Below are 17775 nucleotides of genomic sequence, written 5' to 3'. Positions count from 1 at the left end.
GCTAATCTGGTTATCGAGCCTACCATCTTAACGGCTGTCTTGCCATCTGGACGGCTGAGTTTGTATAAGCTGTAAGCGCCTGTCTTTGAGGCGCAGACGGCTCAATCTTTATGACTTTTTTCGGGTTTGGCCAGGGGCAATGACAAATACAGGCAGACGCCCAGACCATCGGCCCGGTTACTGGCCCAAATTTGCCCCTGATGAAAATCGGCGACCAGTCTGGCGATATACAGGCCCAGCCCCAGATGGGGTTTATCACTGCCCTGGGGCGGACGCACCGACACCATGGACTCAAATATCTGGGTTGCCATTTCCCCGGGCAGCAAGGGGCCCTGATTGCTGACTTCCAGCACGGCCTGCTTACCCTGGACAGTGAGCGAGACTTCAATGGCGCTTCCTGGCTTGCAAAACTCGCAGGCATTGGCAATCAGCTTATCAAGCAGCTGGGCGATATATTCAGGCACGCCACTGACCATCAAAGGTGCATCCGGCACTGTCACTGAGAATCTTTGCTGCGGAAAAGTGAGCTGATAGCCCTGCATGCAGCCGCGGATCACCTCTGTCAGCGGGAAAAGTACCGTTTCTGAGTGTGCCAGACTTTGCTCCAGCCGGGTGGCTTCACTCATGTTGTTGAGGATGAGACTGAGGCGGCTGACCCCTTCGCTGGCTCGCTGAACGTATTTGGCACTGCGTTCATCCAGCCCCTGCAATTCCAGATGCTCGAGGGAGGAGCGTACTACGGCCACTGGGGTGCGCAGCTCGTGGGACAGACGCGAAGACATATTTTCCAGATAATGGGTGTACTGCCCCAGACGCTGCACTGTACTGGCAAAGCTGCGGGACAGATCGCCAATTTCATCCTGCACCCTGGATGGCGTGATGCCCTGCTGGATGCGGCCCTGACTGTCGATGGCCCGCTCGGCATCATCCCGCAGACGGCGAATGCGGCGGGAGATGTTGGAGGCGAACAGAAACAGCGAGGCGGTACCCATACCCATGACGATCAGTATGATATTGAACAGTTTCTCCAGTGCCTGATTGCGCAGGGTGCGGATGCCGTGAGTGGTTTCCTCTGCAATCACCACGCCCATCACCTGATCGTCAATCCAGATAGGGCTGGCCGCGGCCAATACCACAGCTTTGTTGTCGGGAGTGAGGCGCCAGGTCGAGCCCAGTTGCCCCTGCAGTGCCTTGTCGATATGGCTGCCGGAAAGTTCGGTGGAATCCTGCAGTGAGTCGATAAAATCCCGCGGCGGCTGAGTCAGGATCCGGTAATACAGTGGCCGCAGGTATTGGCGGCTGAATTCACCCCACAGACTGGAGTCACCTTCAGGCTCGCTTTCCCGGGTCCAGACGCTGGAGGTTGAGCGAATATCGCCGGATTTGGCCAGCACCCGGCCATGTTTGTCCACCACCCAGATGCGCGAGGTGTTGTGGCGCATGCCTTTGATGATCTCTTCAATTTCCGGTGAGGGCACCAGCACAGTACCCAGCTTGAGCTGGTCGTCTGTGGCCGAGGTGCCGACAATGGCGTCCAGTTGACCCGAGCGCTTGTCATTGACGTCATACAGGGCAAAGCCCAGTTTGCTGCCCAGCATGGACAAAGGTATACGCAATTCAATCACATAACCGTCTGCGGACGGTTGCCATTGCCCCTGGATACGGGTCTCCGGGGCGACAGGTGAGGTCAGCGCCGGATCGGCTGGCAGTTCATAAGCACTTATCCAGCCGTCTCTGATGGGGGTGATCAGATAGCGTTTGAACTCACCGGACGCGGTCAGGGTGGCTATCATCAAACGGTCGCTGCGTTCAATGCTGAGGCTGTTAGCTCCCCGGTATACAGGGAAGGGATCGGTGACATCGAAAAAGCCATAAAGAAAGCCATTGTACTTGCCCACCATATGGGTGAATGCCAGCGCCAGTGGCTTGCCGTCATCCTGTTTGTAGATTTCATACTCCTGACCATAACGCAAAAACCGGTGCGCATAGTCGCTCCAGTCATTGAGCTTGCCATCCAGCTGGATGGGACCGGAGAGCGGGTAGGCATAGAGATCCCGGCCTTTTTCCACCTGAGTCAGAAAACTGGCCTGGGTGTGAAACAGTTTGGGGCGCTCATGCAGGGCGGTGGCCAGTGCCTGAGTGGTGCCTTCGAGCGTGCGCTCCTGACCGTTTCTGAGGGTTTTTTCCATCTCCCACACGTATTCGTAGCCAAGCCAGGGCAGGCACAGCAGAAACAGTGACAGAATAACGACTTTGGTGCGCAGACCGATCCTGGGATGCCACATATCAGCTTGCTGCGTGCCAGCGATAGCCCATGCCATAGACGGTATCTATGCAGTCAAATTCCGGGTCAAGAGCGATAAACTTCTTGCGGATCCGTTTGATATGGGAGGTGATGGTGCTGTCATCCACATAGATTTTGGCGTCCTGCATCAACTCGCTGCGATTGCGCACGTGGCCGGGGTGTTTGGCCAGCGCATGTACCATCCAGAATTCAGTGACGGTCAGCTCCACCGTCATCGCTTTCCACTGTGCCTGAATACGGTTGCTGTCTATGGTCAGTGCTCCCCGTTGCAGCAGACACTCCTTTTGCGCGGCACTGTCCATCGCCTGCAAACGGCGAAACAGTGCCGCCAGCCGCGCCAGCAGATGGGGGAAGCTGACATCCTTGGTGAGGTAATCATCGGCCCCCAGACGCAAACCGCACACGGTATCAAAGTCGCTGTCTCTGGCCGTCAGAAAGATGATGGGCAGGGTGGGTGACAGGGAGCGCAGCGCCTGACACAGGGTAAAGCCGCCATCAATTTCACTGCCAAGGCCGATGTCGATAATCGCCAGATCCGGCAGGCGGGTACTGAACGCCAGCATGGCCTCGGGGCGACTGGCGTAGGTCTGCACACTGTAACCCTGGGCACTGAGCGCATCTTTGTAGTTTTCCCGGATCAGGGCTTCATCTTCGACTATGGCAATTCGTTTCATCTGATGTGGGTTATTCACTGCTGAGTTGGCTTGGATGTGAGCTGACTATACAGCAATTTGGCCACCTTGAAAGACGCCGGGGGCAATTGCCATTTTGTTGCCACATTTGATTGTTGGATTGCCATTTTTGTTCCCCTTCAATGCCTTTTCTCAGCGTTTTAATGAGTGTCATCGAAAGCCTGCTGCCGGCAAACACACCGCAGCAACAACCCATGAAGGAATACAGGATGACATCATTCAATCAAGGCCAGCCAAGCAACCACAAATCTGTCCATTTCACCGGTCGCCGAGCGGCGGCGCTGCTGCTCAGTGGCTTGCTGTTGTCACAATCGGCCCATGCCAGCCAGATGCAGGAGCGGGAACACACACAGGAGCTGATCGGTGTCGGCTCAGGCTTGGTGCTCGGGGCTGTGGTCGGCGGGCCAGTAGGCGCCTTTATCGGCGCGCTGACTGGTGGGCTGATTGGTCAGTCGGTGGGGGATGAAGAGGAAATCAAATATCAACAGATGCAGTTGGCACTGAGCCAGACTGAGCTGCAAACCCTGAGCGCCCAACATCAGCAATTGCAGCAGGATGCCGAGCGTCTGGCGGAGCAGAGTGAGCGCCGCATTCAGGCCCAGCTGGATGCGCTGGCATTGGGGCTGAATGTGCAGTTTCGCACCGGCTCATCCGAGATTGAGCCGCATTTTCGCCAGCAACTGGATGATGTGGCCCACGCCATGCGGCTGTCGCCTGAGCTCACCTTGGATTTGACCGGATATGCTGATCGGCAGGGCAACACTGACTACAACCAGGCCTTGTCTGAGCAGCGACTGGCGGAGGTGCGCAGTTATTTGATTGAGCAGGGCGTTAACGCCGGGCGCCTGCATGGTCGCGCCTATGGTGATCAGTCGCCGCTGCATGCCGAAGCGTCGCTGGAGAACAATTTCTTTGACCGCAGGGTGACCCTCAAGCTGCAGGGCACAGGTGACGCCATGACCGCGGCGCAGTGAATTGCGCAGTGAGCTGCGAAGAGTGCCGCAGGGAAAATTGCAGAATGAGCCGCGAACTGACGAAGGAAGGCAAGCATGGACAATCAGACAATCAGGCTGGGGAGCAGGTGCAGAGTTGTCCTGCTGCGGTTGGGGCTGCTGTTAGGGCTGGCCAGCGCCGTAAACCACGCCCTGGCCGGGGAGGCATCGAGCGAGATCCCTCTGACCGCCGCGCAACTTGTGTATCAGACAGAGGATGGCAGTGAGATCATCGATTTGCCCGTCTCCACCCGGGTGCGTATGCAGGTGAGTGGGCTGCTTAATCGCATTGAGGTGGAGCAGACCTTTCGCAATGACACTCAGGTGTGGCTGCAGGGTCAGTATCAGTTTCCTCTGCCTGATAAATCCGCCGTTGATGGCATGGATCTGTGGATAGGTGAGCGGCATATTGAGGGGCAGATCCGCCAAAAGGATGTGGCCCGGGCCGAGTTCGTCAAAGCCCGGGAGTCAGGACGGCGGGCCAGCCTGGTGGCTCAGCACAGACCCAATGTGTTTACCACGGACATCGCCAATCTGGCGCCGGGGGATGAACTGAAAGTGGTGATCCGACTGCTGCAGACAGTGCACTTTGATGGCGGCACTTTCAGCCTGCGCTTCCCGCTCTTGGTCGCCCCCAGATATCAGCCGCGAAGCGGTAGCTGCCTGCCTGTCGAGGATACTGCTGATGATGGATTACCGCCCGCTCGCTATCTACCCGCAGCGTCTGCTGAGGGGCTGGCGGACGAGCAGGGTCATTCCACAGGCGCAGGGACGGTGGATATTCAGGTGCGGTTTGACGGCGCGGACCAACTTGGGCAGGTGAACAGCCCCTATCATTGGGTCAGTCTGGTGCCGGCGGCCAACAACAGCTTGCAGGCTGAGCTCATCAGGGCGGTGGCCAACCGGGATTTTGTGCTGCAGTGGCAAATGGCGGATCCTGCTTCGCCCAAGGCGGTGAGTTATCGGCAGCAGGGTATGAGTTATCCTTCTGCGTCACCGGAGATAGCTGCGCTGGAGGCCAGTACTGATTATCTGCTGCTGATGCTGGTACCGCCAGCAGCTGACAAACATGTCGAGCATGTGGCGCGGGAATTGGTGCTGGTAGTGGATGTCTCAGGTTCGATGGCGGGGGAGTCCATCCTGCAGGCCAAAGCGGCACTGCTGTTTGCGTTATCGACCCTGGGGCAGCATGACAGCTTCAACATTATCGCGTTCAGCGACAGGCTCTCGACTTTTGCCCAGGAAAGTGTGCCTGCGACCGCCGAAAACCTGCAAAGCGCCACCAATTTTATTCGGGATTTGAGCGCTGACGGCGGCACTGAGATGGGCATGGCTCTGCAGCGGGCGCTGAAGTCTTCCAGCGCCGACAAGCTGCAGCAAATCATCTTTATGACTGATGGCGCCGTCTCCAATGAGCAGCAGCTGTTTGCCATGCTGCGCAACCGTCTGGCCGACAGTCGGTTGTTCACAGTGGGGATAGGATCCGCGCCCAACAGCTTTTTTATGGAGCGGGCAGCCAGACTGGGACGTGGCAGTTTTACCTACATAGGTGCCCAGGGGGAAGTGAACACACGTATGAGCGCCCTGATGCAGCGCATTGCCAGCCCGGTACTGACCAACCTGCAGCTGAGCTATGAAGATGGCACTGTACCGGAATATTGGCCGGTACAAATTCCGGATCTTTATGGTGATCAGCCCATCACCCTGAGTATCCGGCAGGCCGGTGGGCGTCATACAGCGCTGAAGATCAGCGGCGAGCTGGGCATGGCATACGGCCAACGCCGGTTCTGGCAGCAACAGCTGACATTGCCAGATCAGGCGGGTGATAAGCAGGGGTTGGATTTGATATGGGCCAGGGAACAGATTGCAGAACTCAATTTGCAGCGGGATAGCACAGAGATTGAGCGGCGCCGGCAACAAATCACTGCACTGGCACTGAAATATCATCTGGTGAGCCCTTACACCAGTCTGGTGGCGGTGGAGACTGAGCCATCCCGTCCGCAAAGTGCCGAACAGAAGCTGGTCAGCACCGGGTTAATGCTGCCTGACGGGTGGCAACCGCCTTCTGGTATGCACTTACCACAAACGGCTACAGACAGCCGTGGGCAGTTGTTGCTGGGCACTTTGCTGTTGCTGACAGGACTGGCCGGGCTTTGGTTTACCCGACGGTGGCAGCGAATGCCATGTTGAGGTTGGCTAAATTGAGCGCGCTGATGCTCTTGCTGATCGGCGCTATCTTACTGTTCAAAGGAGGATATATGCAGGCTAAAGCACATTTTGCTCAGTTTCTGGTAGCGCAGGCCTGGCAGAAAACCCTGGATGATGGTCTCTGGCATAAACCCTGGGGCTGGGCAGATACCTATCCGGTGGCCAGGCTTTACCTCGACATCAACAAAGATACTAACGATGCGTCACAAAAGTCACTTTACGTACTTGCCGGCGCGGTGGGGCGCACACTGGCATTTGGCCCCGGGATGCTGCTGTCCGGAGCGCGCCCGGGTGAGAGTGGAAATACTGTGATTGCCGGGCACAGGGATACTCACTTCAGAGCGCTAGAATACGTTAAACCCGGGCAAAAACTGGAGCTGCAGATCTCCTCGGGAGAAAGTCTTGGATATCAGGTGTTTGATGTTGGGATTTACCACCAATCAGATGCCTGGTTGATGGCAGAAACCAATGAAACTGTGCTGACACTGATCACCTGTTATCCCTTTGATGCTTTGTTTGCCAATACGCCACATCGCTATGTGGTCAGGGCCAGACGGGTACAGTGAGGGCACGGATGATTTCCCCCCAAGGCAACAACTCCCGACGCAATTTGCGCCAGCGTCATTGCTGCACTCGGGAGTGAACTAATTGGTAATCGGCATAACCCGGTTGCGACCCAGGCGTTTGGCTTCGTAGAGCAGGCTGTCTGCCTGCTCTATCAGTTTCAAAGCGCTCATACCGGTTTGCCACTGGGCCACGCCAAAAGAGGCCGTTATGCTGTCAATGGTGCCGCCTTTGCGTCTGTCTTTGATACTGAGCTTTTCAATACCGCGGCGCAGTGACTCGGCCAGATGGCGGGCTCGTTTGAGTTCGCTGGCGGGCACCAGTATCACAAACTCCTCGCCGCCAAAACGATACAGCTTGGCACCATTGCGACAGAAATCACTCAGTCTTTGAGCGACGGATTTCAGTACCTGATCGCCCAGCAAATGGCCAAAGGTGTCGTTGAATGCCTTGAAGTGATCGATATCGGTCAGAATAATGCAACAGCCATCCGGCGATTGACTGAGTATCCCCTGAATGTCCGCATCGAATGCGCGCCGGTTGAGGGCTCCTGTCAGGGCGTCGTGCAGTGAGTCCTTCTCTGTTTTTTCGAGTCTTTCCCTGAGATGATGAATTTCATTTTCCGCTTTCTGCAGCTGGCCGATGAAATATGCGGTAGATGCCCGGATCTTGTCTGACTCGTTGATGAAATTACGCACCAGATCCATCACCTGCTCCAGTGACAGCGCCTCCTGCTCCAGCCTGCCCAGTTTGGAAAAGTTGGTTTTAACCTGTTGCTGAAACATATCTGCATCCCGGTTGGTATCTTTTACCGACTGGGATAACTCGATAACCATGGCCTCAAGATTCTGCTGCAGCTCCCGTACATCCAGCTCCACAGGATCCGACACAAACTCGCGATACAGTAACTCACTGCGGGCTGGCGGGCAGGTCTGGTAATCGCGCAGCACCTGATCCATCGCCTGATTTAACGCGGGAGATTTCTCCCCGACATAGGTGTACCAGACGGCATAATTAGTTGGTGTGGTGGGAATTTGATGTTTGAGCATCAGCGGCAGGGCTTTTTTGAGGTTGGCTGCAGCCACTTTCATCAGATCTTCTTGCATGGAACGACTCTGGGCAGGTTATTGATGTTATGTGATTAAGCATAATGTGTCCGGTCAACGGCTGCCAAAAAAGTGACTGGGTTTCCTCATCAGACGGGCATAAAAAAACGCAGTCAATGGACTGCGTTTCAGAAGGAGGCGGATTATTCGGCCGCTTTGATCTCTTTGATCACCTTGGTGCGCTTGGCTGCTTCAGGCATGGGCGCTTTGGGGCTGGAAGCACAATCCTTGTTGAACATCCCCAGACGGATCCGGATAAAGTGCAGGATCTGCGCGGCAATATCCACATCCAGACAGGACTCCAGGCCCTCAAAACCGGGTGAAGAGTTGGCCTCACAAATCTTGTAGTGACCGTTATCAAACAGCAGGTCGATACCGGATACATCCAGATCCAGAATGTTGGCGGTTTGGGTTGCCAGCCATTCAATTTCCGGAGTTACCTCAAATGGACGGGCAGAGCCGCCGGCGCTGACATTGGCCTTGAAGCTGTCTTCCTGGCCACGGCGCTCATAACAACCCACTACACGACCGCCGATGGTGAATACCCGCAGGTCACGACCATGGCTGTTGGAGATAAACTCCTGCAGAATGATGTTGGCGTTTTTATTGGTCGCCTCAATCAACTGCATCAGGTCATCAAATTCCCGTGCTTTGTGCGACAGGAACACGCCACTACCCTGGGAGCCGGACAGGGTCTTGATGACCACAGGAAAACCCAGGTGATGCTCTACCAGGTTGATATCAACCGGGAATTTTACCAACATGGTTTTTGGAGTAGGCAGGTTTTTTTCAGCCAGCAGCTGTTGTGAAAACAGTTTGTCTTTCACTGTTTCAATGGCTCTGGATGAATTTAAACAATATACCCCAAGTCTTTCCAGGTGGCGGATAATCGCCAGTGCAAAGTAGGTGGTACCTGAACCCATCCGTGGAATAATGAAATCGGGCAACTCAACTGGTTGCCCGTTCAACAAGATACTCTTACTGTCCTCTCTGGTTACCGTCAGATCAAAGTCTTCCGGTGCATACACTTCCAACTCAATGTTGTCCGCTTTTGCTGCCTCCAGGAGTCGTTCGATTTCATACAATTCAGGTTTCAGCAGGGTGGCGGTTTCTTTATACAAAATCCAGCCGCGCATTAAATGCAAACCTCAATTTTCATTAGTCTTCCTCAAGCCCTCGATAGTGAGAGTCGTCCGGGTCGTACAATATGTTACTTGAATTCAGCCCCTGACTCCGTGGACTATCGCTGACGGAGTAGAAGGGCTTGCCACTGCACAGTTTACAGTATTTGAGCCAAATAAGCTCGAACAAACTCTTTGCTTCGCGCTTACCACTCAAAACTTCGACAAACTGAGTTTCTTCTACTGTCGAGGGCAGTCGTTTGCCATCAGCCAGTTCCTTCATCGCGACACCGTGGAGCTCAAGAATTTGTGCTTCTTTAGTGGTTAGATCACCGCAGCGATTGAATCCTTTGGGAAAATGTTGATCATCATAGAACTTGCGATGTGATAAAAAGGCGCCTGACCCGGTAACGGGTTGCTCTGCGCCGGCAAAGTCCGAAGTGATTGCTGTGCTGCCCATGGTTATTCCTTTAATCAGTTCGCAGTAATGCGTTGCAAAGATTTTCACGCAGAGTATTGGTGAGTATTATTCATTTATAAATCAAAATAATTTGACGTTCTCGGTAAAGAAATTTTATGGATACAGATTTGCTGAAAACCTTTCTTGAGGTGGCAAGGACCCGCCATTTCGGAAAAGCGGCGGAAAATTTATATCTGACCCGCAGTGCAGTGAGCTTCAGAGTTAAACAGCTGGAAAGTGTGCTGGGCGTGGAGTTGTTTGAGCGTCAGCGCAACAACATCAAACCGACCAGCGCCGGGGAGCGGATGCTTATCCATGCCGAGGCGATTCTCACCGCCTGGGAGCGGGCCAAGCAGGACATTTCATTGAGTCGGGAACAGAGTATGCAGCTGGCATTGGGGATGGCTCCTAATGTCTGGAGTGCCTATATGCAGGGAGCACTCAAGAGTATGCTGCATGGCATGCCGGATGTTGCACTGCGCACTGAAGAGCTGCCTCACAACGTGATGGGACGGCAGTTGTTGGGACGAACTCTGGATATGATGATCTCTTTTGATGCTCCGCAACAGGATGAGCTGGATGCGGTGAAGCTTGGAGAAGTGAGCTTGTGTCTGGTATCCAGTGCCGGGGCATTGTCATTGGAGCAGGCGACGGCAGTGCCCTATGTCAAGGTCAACTGGGGAACCGTATTCAATATCCAGCATGCCAAAGAATTTGCCTTTTTACCCATTCCCGTGATGCACACGGGCAGTGCGGCAATTGCACTTGAGTTTATCCTGGACACTCCGGCGACGGCATTTTTACCCCGCAATATGGTGACCGACTTGCTGGCATCCGGGCGACTGCATCTGGTCGACAATGCCAGAGAGTTAACCCGTAGTCTGTATCTGGGGTACTGGGGTGAGAATGACAGGTTGGATATTATTCGGGTTGCTGCTCGCCTGTTAAGCGAAGCAGCAACCCATAATGAAGCGCTTGCAAAGCACTCAGAGCAGTAATGGGAGCAACACCAGACCCCAGGTCAGGCCGCACAGACACAGGGACAGAAATACAGCGGCAGAGGCAATGTCTTTAGCCCGGCCTGACAGGGGATGGATCTCATCGCTGATCCGATCTACCACAGCTTCCACCGCTGAGTTGAGCAACTCGACAATTAACACCAGAAACAGGGTGAAGATCATCAGCAACTTTTCCACTGTGCTGACATTGACCAGCAGGGCCACAGGTAACATCAGCAATGCCAGGATTAACTCCTGGCGGAAGGCGGCTTCGTGTTTCCAGGCGGCAATCAAACCTTGCATGGAAAATCCGGTGGCGCGAAAGATTCGCTTCAGTCCATGATTATTGGCGGGTTTCATCTCAAAAATTCGGTATGCAGGTAAAAAATGCCAGCGAGTATAACATTGGCCGGGCGTCTGAGTAAGTGCGGGATCACAATTGCTGCCCTATGGGCTAAGCTGATGTCTGTAAGGGGTTTCCTTCTTTAATTACAGTCACAGGGAAAGTGCTGATGAGATACCTGCTGCAACGCTTTTTGTCATGCCTGATATGTTTTCAGGCCATCATTGTTTTTGCCGCGCCGGCGCCGGAAATACAGTTGGCTGTCGAATACCAGTCCGGGCAAAATCTGCCATCTTACTGGGTCAGTGAAAAGCTTGATGGTGTCCGTGGCCGCTGGACCGGCACTATGATGTTGACCCGCTCCGGCCGGCAGATTTCATTGCCTTCCTGGTTTACCCGGGATTGGCCGGTAATCCCCCTGGATGGGGAGTTGTGGCTTGGCCGAGGTCATTTTGATCAGATATCGGCCCTGGTACGCAGTAGTAATACGTCTGACAGCGACTGGCGTGATGTTCGTTTTATGGTGTTTGATTTACCGGACAGTGAGTTACCCTTTGATGGTCGCTTGCAAAAACTGCGGGAGCTCATCGGGCAATCCGGGCCTCAGCTTAATCTTGAGCTGATTGAACAGGTTCGGGTAAGCAATGAGCAGACCCTGATGGGGTTACTCGAAGAGGCGGTGGCGCAGGGCGCGGAAGGATTGATGCTGCATCATCAGCAGGCTTTGTATGTCAATGGCCGTCAACCTTTGCTGATGAAGTTAAAGCCTGAGTTTGATGCGGAAGCCACAGTGATTGCGCATGTGCCGGGAAAGGGCAAATATAACGGTATGCTGGGATCGCTGACAGTCAGGATGGCTGATGGCCGGGAGTTCAATATAGGTACCGGCTTCAGTGATGAGCTACGCCGGCAACCTCCGCCTATTGGCAGTCAAATCACGTTTAAATATAAAGGCCTGACGGGAAACGGCCTGCCCAGATTTGCCAGCTATTATCGGGTTAGGGTAGATCCGTAAGCCAGACGTTGAGCTTGTAACAGAACTCAATCAGAGTTCATTAAAATCAAAGCGCTGCAATTACAGATACAGAGCCGCTTGCTGCGAGTGTGCGGCTGAGCAATGCAGCTGAACAAATGTGCAGCCAGACAAATGTACAACCAAATAAGTGCAACCAAATAAGTGCAACCAAATAAGTGTGCGCCGAAACAAGTGTTCAGCTAAATAAGAGTTCAATACCAGATGAGTGAACATCCATCAATTTTGTTTGTGTGCATGGGGAATATTTGCCGCTCGCCGACGGCAGAGGCGGTGTGTCGTAAAATGGCTCATGAAAGGGGTATAGATCTTGAAATCGATTCTGCCGGCACCATTGCCTATCATGCCGGTGAACGGCCTGATGCCCGCAGTGAGGCTGCAGGAGTAAGGCGTGGCTATGATTTCACCGGGATGACAGCCAGGCAAGTGACCGACAGCGACTTCAGCCATTTCGATTATATTCTGGCGGCCGATCTGAGTAATCTTGCGGATCTTAACAAACGTTGTCCGGCCGAGTATCAGCACAAGCTGAGCCTGCTCCTGGCGCCATTAGGGCATGACGCCGAGGTGCCGGATCCTTATTATGGCGGTGCACGGGGTTTTGAGCAGGTACTGGATTTGCTGGAGCAGGCCTGCGAGCAATGGCTTAGCCAAATATCCGGCCGTTAAGTAATAACTTGCGTGGTTATTAACAACATTCAGCTGCCAAAAAGCCTGCCAATGCAGGCTTTTTCATGAAGTTTTGTGCCGCTCAATGATGGTTGCAGGGCTCAGTGACGTTTCCCTGAGCGCTTGAGCTTATCGGCCGCTTTTTTGGCTTCTTTTTCCGCCGCCTTTTCCGCCAGGATACGTTCGACTTCTGCTTTTTCGACTTCGGCCATCGCCGGGGTTTCCAGACTCAGCAGGCCAATTTTACCACTGCGGAACTCGTGCAGCAGCAACTCGGAAACCTTGTGCAGATCCACCCGGCCACCGGCGCGTCTGGCGCCCCGTTTGGCACCAATCTCTTCCAGCAATTCGATATCCGTCTGCGGCAGTTCATCAATCTTGTAGCGCTCCTTGATGGCGTCCGGATAAGCCTTGAGGAAATATTCAGCGGCAAACATGGCCACATCTTCGTATTCCATGGCGGTGTCTTTAATGGCGCCGGTCACGGCCAGTCGGTAACTGGAGGCTTCATTGTCCACCTTGGGCCAGAGGATCCCAGGGGTGTCTGACAGCACTATACCATCGCCCAGATTGATGCGCTGCTGAGCTTTGGTAACCGCCGGCTCATTACCGGTTTTAGCTATGGTGCGGCCCGCCAGGGTATTGATAATGGTGGATTTACCTACGTTGGGGATGCCCATGATCATGGTGCGCAGCTTTTTTTCCTGACCAACACGCTCAGGCACCAGCTTGCGGCACAGATCCGGAATTTTTTTAATCATGGCCGGCTGCAGAGTGGTGACCGCCATCGCTTTTACGCCCTGTTCGCGCTCGAGATATTCGATCCACTGGGCGGTGATCTCTGGATCAGCCAAATCGCATTTATTCAACAGTTTGATACAGGGCTTATCGCCCCGTAATTGTGCCACCATGGGGTTTTCACTGGAGTAAGGAATACGGGCATCGAGCACTTCGATAACCAGGTCGATTTGGGGCATCGCCTCGGCAATTTCCTTGCGGGCTTTGTGCATGTGTCCGGGAAACCAATGAATGGCCATGGGAGAACTGTCCTCTTAGAGCAATGGCATATAGAGCGGATTGTGTCGCGGCTGCTATTGTAGCCGGTAACGGCGTGATGTCATAAAAAAAGCGCCGAATGGCGCTTTTATTGGCGAGTCTGCTCAGATAACGCCCAGTTCCCGTAGTCGTTCCTGCAGATAACTGTTGGCGGTATGCCGCTCCGACAGGACCACGTTGGGTTTGGGGTGCAGGAATAGCGGCAATGACAATCGGGATTTCGCCATGTCCGCCCCTTTGGGGTTGATGACTCTATGGGTGGTGGACGGGAAATAACCGCCGGAGGCTTCTTTGAGCATGTCACCACTGTTGATGATGAGGTTGCCAAAATCACAGGGCACATCCAGCCACTCACCTTCGAGAGTTTTCACCTGCAATCCGGGATTGTTGGCGGCCGGCAGAATGGTCAACAGATTAATGTCTTCATGGGCGGCTGCGCGCACCGCGCCGATTTCTTCATTGCCGGACAGTGGTGGATAGTGCAGGACGCGCAATAATGTTTTCTGACTGCCCAGGATCATTTCCGGCAGTGGCATGGAAAAGCCGGCCATGATCTCTTCCGGGCACTCCTGATCCACCCAGTCCAGCAACTCGGTAGCCAGACGATTGGCATCGTCATAATAGCCGAGAATATCTTGCCTGAGGGATTCAGGAATGCGGCCCCAGGGGTACACATGAAAGTATTCTTTGATGTCTTTGACGCTGTGGCCTTTGGCGGTCTCTGATACTTCGCTGGGAAAGAAGCCATCCTGGGTTTGTGGATTGAACAGGTAATCCAGCTTGCCCTGGCTATTAAAAAAGGCCTGCCAGTCAGCATAAATGCGATTGACCAGCTGTTGATTGATGGGGTGGTTGGTCAGTACGGCAAAACCTGTAATTCGCAGAGATTCGACAAACTGTTTGGCGCTGTCCGCTGCGCGGTAATCTATGACGGAAAGTTTCATAAGCAATCACTTCACTGTTAGTTGCGGTGCCGATTTTACCCGCCGAACAAATGTGACGCAAATCAATATGATCTATTCCTGATTGGCTGCAGTAAACTGGAGAGTGAAATAAAGGTGTGTTTGCCCGGGTCTATCCTGACCCGCATGAAGAGGAGTGCTGTGATGCGCAAACTGACTGATTTTGAACGCTATGTCATTGAAGAAAAAGGCACTGAACGACCTTTCTCGGGTGAATATCATCAATTTGATGCACCCGGGGTTTACCATTGTCGCAAGTGCGATGCGCCTTTATACCTGTCTGAACACAAATTTCAGGCCCATTGTGGCTGGCCGGCGTTTGATGATGAGATACCGGGCGCAGTGGCTCGCCGTCCTGACGCTGATGGACGGCGCACTGAGATTGTCTGCGCTGCCTGTCATGGGCACCTTGGCCATGTGTTTGAGGGCGAGTATCTGACAGATAAAAACCTCCGTCATTGTGTTAACTCTGTCTCCATGATTTTTAAAGGTCGGGGTGAGGGCGAGCGTCCGGGCAGCAATCTGCAACTGGCGACTTTGGGGGGCGGATGTTTCTGGTGTATTGAAGCAATTTTTGCCGCCCTTAGGGGCGTGACGTCAGTCAAATCCGGCTACGCTGGCGGTGATGCGGATAGTGCGGATTATCGCAGTGTCTGTTCAGGTGACACAGGCCACGCAGAAGTGGTACAGATCACTTATGATACTGACATCATCAGCTACCGGGAACTGCTTGACGTGTTTTTTACCAGCCATGATCCCACCACCTTGAATCGTCAGGGCAATGATAAAGGCACTCAATATCGCAGTGTAATATTTGCCCATGACGCAGCGCAGCAGGAGGTGGCGGCAGAGGTTATCACTGCTCTGGATGCCTCGGGCTTATGGTCCTCACCTTTGGTTACTGAATTGGTAGCCTATCGCGGGTTTTATCCGGCGGAAGAGTATCATGATGAATATTTTGCCAGAAATCCTGATCAGGGTTATTGCAAACTGGTGGTAGCGCCCAAGGTCGACAAGGTCAAAGCCATCTTTGCTGACAAGTTAAAGTTTTGATGTGCAAACACTGAGGTAGATAGATTGAGATGATGACTGTCACCGGATAAACAGGCGGGCTGGTCTAGATTGCCCGCCTGCTATCTGGTTAACACTGAATCGAGTACCGCGTATTTGCTGATGTTGAACTCAGATTTTGCGGCATATCGCCGCTGATAGGGCTTGCCACTAACAATACGCTCTCATGAATCCAGTTTGTCATCGGCAACCTTGTAGGATGGGTCTTCCAGCAGGTTAACTTCAACCAGCCCCGCCGCCTTTTTCAGCACTCTGGCACAGTCAGCAGACATATGACGCAGGTGCAGACGCTTGCCGGCGGCTGTGTATCGCTCCGCCAATGTGTCTATCGCCTCAAGCGCCGAGTGATCTGCCACCCTTGACTGACCGAAGTCGACAATCACATCCTGCGGGTCCTCCTGGGCATTAAACAGTTCCAGGAAATTGGCAGTTGAGCCGAAAAACAGTGGGCCGTTGAGCTCATACACTTTCCAGCCCTGAGGGTTGATATGGCTTTTCACGGCAATATGTTTGGCATGCTGCCAGGCAAATACCAGTGCAGAAACAATCACCCCGACAAATACCGCAAAGGCAAGATCGGTAAATACCGTTACCACGGTCACCAGCACAATAACAAAGGCATCCGAGCGCGGCACTTTGCGCATCATCTTAAAACTGGCCCACTCGAAGGTGCCCAGCACTACCATAAACATCACACCCACCAGTGCAGCCAGTGGAATGATTTCGATAAAGGCGGCGCCGAACAGAATAAATGTCAGCAATGCCAGGGCTGCGGTAATGCCAGACAGCCGACCTCGACCACCAGAGTTGATGTTGATCATCGACTGACCAATCATGGCACAGCCACCCATGGCGCCGAAGAATCCTGAGATGATGTTGCCTGTTCCCTGTCCTACACACTCTTTGTTGGAGCGGCCACGGGTGCCCGTCATTTCATCGACTACGGTTAAGGTCAGCAGGGATTCAATGAGTCCAACGGCGGCGAGGATAAAGGAATAAGGCAGAATGATCTGTAAGGTTTCCCAGCTCAAAGGCACATCGGGAATAGCGAACATTGGCAGCGTTCCGGCTATGGTTGCCTGCTCATCGCCACTCATGCCCCGCAGAAAGTCCAGTACTGTGCGGGTATCCATCTCCAGTCCCACCACCAGAGCGGTGACAGTCAAAATGGCGGCCAGGGAAGAGGGCACAGCCGTGGTGAATTTCGGCAGGAAATGGATGATGGCCATGGTCAGGGCCACCAGGGCCAGCATGGTGGTCATCTGGGATGCCGGCAACCATTGTAAAACGCCCTGTGCATCGGGCATCTTGAATTGTCCCAGTTGCGCCAGAAAGATCACAATCGCCAGGCCATTTACAAAGCCTATCATCACAGGGTAGGGGACGATACGGATAAACTTGCCCAGTCTGCAGGCTCCTGCAGTCACCTGAATAATGCCGGCCAATACCACGGCTGCAAACAAATACTGCACACCATGTTCGGCAACCAGTGCCACCATCACAACGGCCATGGCACCGGTCGCGCCGGATATCATCCCTGGTCTGCCGCCAATCACTGCGGTGACCAGACCCATGATAAACGCAGCATACAGACCAACCATAGGTTCGACCCCGGCCACGAAGGCAAAGGCGACGGCTTCAGGTACCAGGGCCAGTGCCACGGTTAACCCTGATAATAAATCAGCCCTGTGGCTGGCGGTCTTGTGACGAATGATATCGAACATTGAACCTCTGCTTCTAATTGTGTGATCTTGTTAACGATTTGAAGCGGCGCATACTAACAGAAAAACCTGCCAATGACAGTACTCATGTTTTCTGCCACAGATAATCTATATTTGTCTGATGTTGGCACTGGCTGGTGCTGCAAAGGGGAAGGGATGGCACAGAAAGTTGTGACTAAAGCGGCTGTGGTATTGACGAGCAAAGTCAAAGATAAGGTACGGTCAAATCCTCACTGCACTCTGGCTTTAGCGTCGAAGCGAGTTCGGGGTTTTCAGATAAAGGAAGGCTGGTTGCCTTTCAAGGCTGAAAACCGAAGCTGCGAAAATATTCGAAAGTTCAGGAGGCTGACAGCCTTATCTGCTTTGTTGCAGCGCTTGATAGGGGCTCGGCATCAACGTCAAACTGCGCCGCATATTCAAAGGTTGTCAGCTGTCGCAGAGCAGGCACGGCCGCTTCATTGGCACAACAGGATT

16 protein-coding genes are annotated in these 17775 nt (G+C 53.7%); 7 read left to right on the top strand and 9 right to left on the bottom strand.

The genetic code is table 11. The features are described 5' to 3' along the window. Nucleotides 1-101 precede the first annotated feature (101 nt). Both pdsS and pdsR read right to left on the bottom strand, forming a co-directional pair. Nucleotides 102-2285 (bottom strand): proteobacterial dedicated sortase system histidine kinase, encoded by a 2184-nt coding sequence (gene pdsS, locus ACRRUX_RS12420; RefSeq protein ID WP_432530739.1) that lies wholly within the window; start codon nt 2283-2285, stop codon nt 102-104. 1 nt (nt 2286) lies between these two features. Beyond that, nucleotides 2287-2979: a proteobacterial dedicated sortase system response regulator gene (gene pdsR / locus ACRRUX_RS12415; RefSeq protein ID WP_432530736.1), complete on the bottom strand. Its 693-nt coding sequence runs from the start codon at nt 2977-2979 to the stop codon at nt 2287-2289. Between the two features lie 227 nt (nt 2980-3206). Between pdsR and pdsO the strand changes: the two genes are divergently transcribed. The 3 genes from pdsO to ACRRUX_RS12400 all read left to right on the top strand — a co-directional run bounded on the left by pdsO (nt 3207) and on the right by ACRRUX_RS12400 (nt 6763). Further along, a complete protein-coding gene (pdsO, locus tag ACRRUX_RS12410; RefSeq protein WP_432530734.1) occupies nt 3207-3971 on the top strand; it encodes a sortase-associated OmpA-like protein PdsO in 765 nt (254 codons plus the stop codon). A 75-nt stretch (nt 3972-4046) separates the two neighbouring features. After that, entirely contained in the window at nt 4047-6179 is a 2133-nt protein-coding gene (locus ACRRUX_RS12405) for a marine proteobacterial sortase target protein (protein WP_432530732.1), read from the top strand. Beyond that, the gene (locus ACRRUX_RS12400) at nt 6173-6763 is read left to right on the top strand and encodes a class GN sortase (protein ID WP_432530730.1); all 591 of its coding nucleotides are present in this window, start codon (nt 6173-6175) and stop codon (nt 6761-6763) included. Before ACRRUX_RS12405 ends, ACRRUX_RS12400 begins: the two co-directional genes overlap by 7 nt. Nucleotides 6764-6841: 78 nt before the next feature. Here ACRRUX_RS12400 and ACRRUX_RS12395 read toward each other — a convergent pair whose 3' ends face one another. The 3 genes from ACRRUX_RS12395 to ACRRUX_RS12385 all read right to left on the bottom strand — a co-directional run bounded on the left by ACRRUX_RS12395 (nt 6842) and on the right by ACRRUX_RS12385 (nt 9448). Then, the gene (locus ACRRUX_RS12395) at nt 6842-7867 is read right to left on the bottom strand and encodes a GGDEF domain-containing protein (RefSeq protein WP_432530728.1); all 1026 of its coding nucleotides are present in this window, start codon (nt 7865-7867) and stop codon (nt 6842-6844) included. 143 nt (nt 7868-8010) lie between these two features. Continuing rightward, nucleotides 8011-9003 carry an ATP-grasp domain-containing protein gene (locus ACRRUX_RS12390; RefSeq protein ID WP_432530726.1) on the bottom strand — a complete coding sequence of 331 codons (993 nt, stop codon included), beginning with the start codon at nt 9001-9003 and terminating at the stop codon, nt 8011-8013. A gap of 22 nt (nt 9004-9025) precedes the next feature. Then, on the bottom strand, nt 9026-9448 hold the full coding sequence (locus ACRRUX_RS12385) for a DUF413 domain-containing protein (RefSeq protein ID WP_432530724.1): 423 nt from the start codon (nt 9446-9448) through the stop codon (nt 9026-9028). A 116-nt stretch (nt 9449-9564) separates the two neighbouring features. Between ACRRUX_RS12385 and ACRRUX_RS12380 the strand changes: the two genes are divergently transcribed. Continuing rightward, nucleotides 9565-10446: a LysR family transcriptional regulator gene (locus ACRRUX_RS12380; RefSeq protein WP_432530722.1), complete on the top strand. Its 882-nt coding sequence runs from the start codon at nt 9565-9567 to the stop codon at nt 10444-10446. On the opposite strand, the gene ACRRUX_RS12375 is transcribed toward ACRRUX_RS12380, so the two are convergent. Beyond that, complete coding sequence (locus ACRRUX_RS12375) at nt 10435-10806, bottom strand: diacylglycerol kinase (protein ID WP_432530720.1); 372 nt, start codon at nt 10804-10806, stop codon at nt 10435-10437. The genes ACRRUX_RS12380 and ACRRUX_RS12375 overlap by 12 nt on opposite strands. A 152-nt stretch (nt 10807-10958) precedes the next feature. Between ACRRUX_RS12375 and ACRRUX_RS12370 the strand changes: the two genes are divergently transcribed. Continuing rightward, nucleotides 10959-11804: a DNA ligase gene (locus ACRRUX_RS12370; RefSeq protein ID WP_432530718.1), complete on the top strand. Its 846-nt coding sequence runs from the start codon at nt 10959-10961 to the stop codon at nt 11802-11804. 222 nt (nt 11805-12026) lie between these two features. Next, on the top strand, nt 12027-12491 hold the full coding sequence (locus tag ACRRUX_RS12365; RefSeq protein ID WP_432530716.1) for a low molecular weight protein-tyrosine-phosphatase: 465 nt from the start codon (nt 12027-12029) through the stop codon (nt 12489-12491). Between the two features lie 101 nt (nt 12492-12592). On the opposite strand, the gene ylqF is transcribed toward ACRRUX_RS12365, so the two are convergent. Then, the gene (gene ylqF, locus ACRRUX_RS12360) at nt 12593-13528 is read right to left on the bottom strand and encodes a ribosome biogenesis GTPase YlqF (RefSeq protein WP_432530714.1); all 936 of its coding nucleotides are present in this window, start codon (nt 13526-13528) and stop codon (nt 12593-12595) included. Nucleotides 13529-13651: 123 nt separating this feature from the next. Next, a complete protein-coding gene (locus tag ACRRUX_RS12355; protein ID WP_432530712.1) occupies nt 13652-14491 on the bottom strand; it encodes a 2OG-Fe(II) oxygenase family protein in 840 nt (279 codons plus the stop codon). A gap of 162 nt (nt 14492-14653) precedes the next feature. On the opposite strand from ACRRUX_RS12355, the gene ACRRUX_RS12350 reads away from it, so the two are divergent. Beyond that, complete coding sequence (locus ACRRUX_RS12350) at nt 14654-15562, top strand: bifunctional methionine sulfoxide reductase B/A protein (protein WP_432530711.1); 909 nt, start codon at nt 14654-14656, stop codon at nt 15560-15562. 182 nt (nt 15563-15744) lie between these two features. On the opposite strand, the gene ACRRUX_RS12345 is transcribed toward ACRRUX_RS12350, so the two are convergent. Beyond that, complete coding sequence (locus tag ACRRUX_RS12345; protein WP_432530709.1) at nt 15745-17304, bottom strand: SulP family inorganic anion transporter; 1560 nt, start codon at nt 17302-17304, stop codon at nt 15745-15747. Between the last annotated feature and the right edge of the window lie 471 nt (nt 17305-17775).

This window comes from Shewanella sp. GXUN23E, assembly GCF_050865035.1.
GTDB lineage: Bacteria > Pseudomonadota > Gammaproteobacteria > Enterobacterales > Shewanellaceae > Shewanella.
This window is presented reverse-complemented; position numbering and strand designations above follow the sequence as displayed.

Bases quoted from the DNA above. Each gene is read 5' to 3' on its own strand.
- ACRRUX_RS12365 (WP_432530716.1), top strand. From the start codon at position 12,027: ATGAGTGAACATCCATCAATTTTGTTTGTGTGCATGGGGAATATTTGC.
- ACRRUX_RS12375 (WP_432530720.1), bottom strand. From the start codon at position 10,806: ATGAAACCCGCCAATAATCATGGACTGAAGCGAATCTTTCGCGCCACC.
- ACRRUX_RS12370 (WP_432530718.1), top strand. From the start codon at position 10,959: ATGAGATACCTGCTGCAACGCTTTTTGTCATGCCTGATATGTTTTCAG.
- ACRRUX_RS12405 (WP_432530732.1), top strand. From the start codon at position 4,047: ATGGACAATCAGACAATCAGGCTGGGGAGCAGGTGCAGAGTTGTCCTG.
- ACRRUX_RS12380 (WP_432530722.1), top strand. From the start codon at position 9,565: ATGGATACAGATTTGCTGAAAACCTTTCTTGAGGTGGCAAGGACCCGC.
- pdsS (WP_432530739.1), bottom strand. From the start codon at position 2,285: ATGTGGCATCCCAGGATCGGTCTGCGCACCAAAGTCGTTATTCTGTCA.
- ACRRUX_RS12400 (WP_432530730.1), top strand. From the start codon at position 6,173: ATGTTGAGGTTGGCTAAATTGAGCGCGCTGATGCTCTTGCTGATCGGC.
- ACRRUX_RS12350 (WP_432530711.1), top strand. From the start codon at position 14,654: ATGCGCAAACTGACTGATTTTGAACGCTATGTCATTGAAGAAAAAGGC.
- ylqF (WP_432530714.1), bottom strand. From the start codon at position 13,528: ATGGCCATTCATTGGTTTCCCGGACACATGCACAAAGCCCGCAAGGAA.
- ACRRUX_RS12390 (WP_432530726.1), bottom strand. From the start codon at position 9,003: ATGCGCGGCTGGATTTTGTATAAAGAAACCGCCACCCTGCTGAAACCT.
- ACRRUX_RS12395 (WP_432530728.1), bottom strand. From the start codon at position 7,867: ATGCAAGAAGATCTGATGAAAGTGGCTGCAGCCAACCTCAAAAAAGCC.
- ACRRUX_RS12385 (WP_432530724.1), bottom strand. From the start codon at position 9,448: ATGGGCAGCACAGCAATCACTTCGGACTTTGCCGGCGCAGAGCAACCC.
- ACRRUX_RS12355 (WP_432530712.1), bottom strand. From the start codon at position 14,491: ATGAAACTTTCCGTCATAGATTACCGCGCAGCGGACAGCGCCAAACAG.
- pdsO (WP_432530734.1), top strand. From the start codon at position 3,207: ATGACATCATTCAATCAAGGCCAGCCAAGCAACCACAAATCTGTCCAT.
- ACRRUX_RS12345 (WP_432530709.1), bottom strand. From the start codon at position 17,304: ATGTTCGATATCATTCGTCACAAGACCGCCAGCCACAGGGCTGATTTA.
- pdsR (WP_432530736.1), bottom strand. From the start codon at position 2,979: ATGAAACGAATTGCCATAGTCGAAGATGAAGCCCTGATCCGGGAAAAC.